This is a genomic window from Streptomyces recifensis, assembly GCF_002154615.1.
GTDB lineage: Bacteria > Actinomycetota > Actinomycetes > Streptomycetales > Streptomycetaceae > Streptomyces > Streptomyces griseoluteus.
Window position 1 is genome coordinate 1 of the sequence record NZ_MUNH01000808.1, and the last position, 3,413, is coordinate 3,413.

Genomic DNA, 3,413 nt, shown 5'->3' on the forward strand with positions numbered 1-3,413 from the left:
CGTCGTCCTCGCCGGCCAGCGCGTCCCGGACGAGCCGGGGCTCCTCGTCGACGGCGAACCGCGCCCCGAGCGCCTCGGCCGCCTCCTCGGCGGCGTCACGGTCGGGGAGCACCAGCACATGTCTCACATCACTCACGCGGCCATTGTCCGGCACTGCTCGGGGGCCTGGGTGCGGGGTGGGTGTCCGGGAGGTCGGCCGACGGGAGCCTCCGCACAGGGGCAGGCTCAGCCCGTGAGCACGCGCGGCACGATCTGCACGTCCAGGTCGACCCGGATGCTCGGTCCGATCGCGGCGATGCCACGGGCCAGCAGGGTCTGCCAGTTGATCGTGTAGTCGTCGCGGTGGAGTTCGGTGGTGGCGCGGCAGGCGGCGCGGGTCTCGCCCTCCATGCCGTTGCCGAGGCCGAGGTACTCGGTGTCCAGGGTCACGGTGCGGGTCACACCGTGCAGGGAGAGCCCGCCGGTGACGGCCCACCGGTTGCCGCCCCGGCGGACGAACCGCTCGCTGTAGAACTCCAGCGTCGGGTAGCGGCCCACGTCCAGGAAGTCGGGCGAGCGGAGGTGGTCGTCGCGCATCCGGACCCCGGTGTCGATGGAGGCCGCGTCGATCACCACGTGCATCGCCGAGTCCTCGACCCGGTCGGCGATCCGAACCGCGCCCGCGAAGGAGTTGAACCGCCCGTGGATACGGGCCAGTCCGATGTGCCGGGCGGTGAAGACGATGGAGGAGTGGACCGGGTCGACGTCCCAGTCGCCCCGCATCGGAGGCGCGGTCGGGGGCGCCACCTGGAGGGTCACGTCACCGAGCGAGGCGAGGGAGTTCTCCGCGACCAGGGCCGTGGCGCGGTACGGCCTGTACCCCTCGGCGGACACCGCGAGCCGGTACTCGCCGGCCGGGACGGTCGCCATGAAGGAGCCGTACGGATCGGTGCCGCCGGTGACGACCTTGCGGCCGAGGCTGTCGCTGACCGTGAACTCCGCCGATGCGACCGGCTGGTTGACCGGATCGAGCACCCGGCAGCTCAGCACACCCGCGTCCGCCGGGGTACGGACCGCCGCCAGTGGACTCGTCCGGTGGACCCGGTCCGTTCGTTTCTCCAGCCACCGGCCGAACATGTACGCCACTCCTGTGCGCCTCTGCGCGCTTCGACACCCCGTGTTGACGAAAAGTCATTCGATCACCGATGCGGCTTTCGAGCAAAACGGGCCCACATCACGGGAGTACGGCCCATGCGCCGGGAGTCACCCGAATTGGCCGCCCCGGACAGTGGGGACCTCACTCAGCCCGACCCCGAACCCGTCCCGGTACACCGCGAGCACCTCCTCGTCCGTGCCCACCTCATCTACCGTCTTGTGCCCGTCGGCGTCCGTGGTCGTCAACGTCCGCCCGCCGAGGGTGATCCGGCCGCCGTCCTCCGTGATCCGCGAGCACACCAGGGATTGGGTGAAGTGCGACTCCGGCGAGGTGGAGTGCCACCAGGCTCCGGCGCGGAAGTCCGGGAGCGTGCGGGGGCGCGTCTCCAGCCGGTACTGCGCCTTGCCGTCCCGGAGAACGTCCAGGTCCCCGTCGCCCGCCTCCACCACCCGGAACGTACCGCCGGGGTCCGTCTGGTCCCGGCGCTCGCCGAACTCCAGCGGAAGGTGGCTGTGCGCGCCGAACCCCACGTCGGCGATCAGGTCGCCACCGTCCACCGTCCGCACGCGCGGGGCGAGATGGTCGTAGGGGATGCCGAGACCGTCGTCCCCGTGCACCCGTCCCGCCAGAAGCTGGACCTCGTAACCGAGCGAGGCCAGCAACAGGCCGAAGGCCCCGTTGAGTTCGTAGCAGAAGCCGCCCCGGTGGCGCGCGACCACCTTGTCCAGCAGCGCATCCTCCTTCAGGACGACGGGCTCGCCCAGGTGAATCGACAGATTCTCGAAGGGCACGGCTCGCAGGTGGCGCAGGTGCAGGTCCCGCAGGGCTTCGGTGGTGGCACGCGGGGGGCGCTCCGCGCCGAGGCGCTGGAGGTAGGCGTCGGTGTGGGTGGGGTTCATGGGGACAGTGTGGCGGGAGGTGGGGCGCATCGTCCCGCGTCGGCGCGTACGCGCACCCCGAAGGCCCGCGGCCCGCTACTCCGTGAACAGACTGATCAGGTGGTACGGCGTGTCCTCGCCCAGCATCTCGCGGAGATCGGCCCCCTCCAGCGCGGCCTCGGCACTGCGCGGGAACATCTCCCGCTCGTACGCGGTGAGCGCCGACTCCACGTCGCCCGGGTGTGCGGCGATGGCCTTGCCGAGTTCGGCTCCGTCGTAGAGGGCGAGGTTGGCACCCTCCCCGTTCGGAGCCGTGAGGTGGGCGGCGTCACCGAGGAGCGTGACGCCCCGTGCGCGGTCCGCAGCGCGGGCTGGCCGTTGTAGTCCCGGATGTCGAGAAGCCCGCCCTGCGCCCGCGCCATGGGCGAGGTCTCCGCCTCGTAGACGGCGCTTCTGCGATCCCGGGCCGGGAATGGCGGGCGAAGCGTACGTATCCAGGCCCCAAGCGGGTGGTGGCCCGACGTGGGTCGCCGAGGACCCGGAGAGGGTGACCGCGATCCTGCGTGAGCAGGCGTAGGCCAACGGGTTCGCCCTCAGTCCCGCATCACCTTCATCCCCCCATGCGGTCCCCCCGCCCCCGTGAGGGCGAGCGCGCCGTCCCGGTCCGTGCGCAGCACCGTGGCTCCGGTGGAGCGGAGGGCCGCCAGGGTCGTGGGGGCCGGGTGGCCGTACGGGTTTCCGGTGCCGCAGGAGATGAGGGCCAGGCGGGGAGCGGTGCGGTGGAGGAGGTCGGGGTCCTGGTAGGCGGAGCCGTGGTGGGCGACCTTCAGGACGTCCACTCGAGCCAGGTCGGCCGCCTCCGGCATGCGCAGCAGCTCCCGCTGGGCAGGGGGTTCCAGGTCACCGAGGAGGAGCAGGCGGAGGCCGGCCGTGTGGACCAGGAGGGTGATGCTGGCGTCGTTCGGGCCGTCGGGGGGCGCCCACGCATCCGCCCGCGGCCAGAGGACACGCCAGCTCAGGGGGCCGACTCGGCGCTCCTCGCCCGCTGCCGCCGTGGTCAGGGGGATGTGGTGGGTGGCCGCCTCTCGGCGTACGGACTCGGCCTGGTCGGGCGGTTCGGCGAAACCCGTGGTCTCGATAGCGGCTACCGAGCGGCCTCGCAGTACTCCGGAGAGCCCTCCCACGTGGTCGGCGTGGAAGTGGGTCAGGACGACCAGGGGGATGCGGGTGATGCCCAGCTCGCGCAGGCAGCGGTCGACCGGTGCCGGGTCGGGGCCGGCGTCCACGACGACCGCGGTGCCGGGGCCGGCGGAGAGTACGGTGGCGTCGCCCTGGCCGACGTCGCACATGGCGAACCGCCAGGCGGGCGGGGGCCAGCCGGTGACCGCGCGGGTCAGGGG

3 protein-coding genes and 1 pseudogene are annotated in these 3,413 nt (G+C 72.5%); all 4 read right to left on the bottom strand.

Features of this window, described 5'->3' with window-relative positions:
* Positions 1 to 225: 225 nt before the first annotated feature.
* A complete protein-coding gene (locus CCN33_RS29905) occupies positions 226 to 1,116 on the bottom strand; it encodes a YceI family protein (protein ID WP_086696448.1) in 891 nt (296 codons plus the stop codon).
* Between the two features lie 126 nt (positions 1,117 to 1,242).
* A complete protein-coding gene (locus CCN33_RS29910) occupies positions 1,243 to 2,034 on the bottom strand; it encodes an arylamine N-acetyltransferase family protein (protein ID WP_086696449.1) in 792 nt (263 codons plus the stop codon).
* A gap of 75 nt (positions 2,035 to 2,109) precedes the next feature.
* Positions 2,110 to 2,373, bottom strand: a pseudogene (locus CCN33_RS29915) (FAD-dependent oxidoreductase); the annotation flags it as partial.
* Positions 2,374 to 2,606: 233 nt separating this feature from the next.
* On the bottom strand, positions 2,607 to 3,413 hold an 807-nt coding region (locus tag CCN33_RS29920; RefSeq protein WP_140394765.1), incomplete at its 5' end, for a ComEC/Rec2 family competence protein.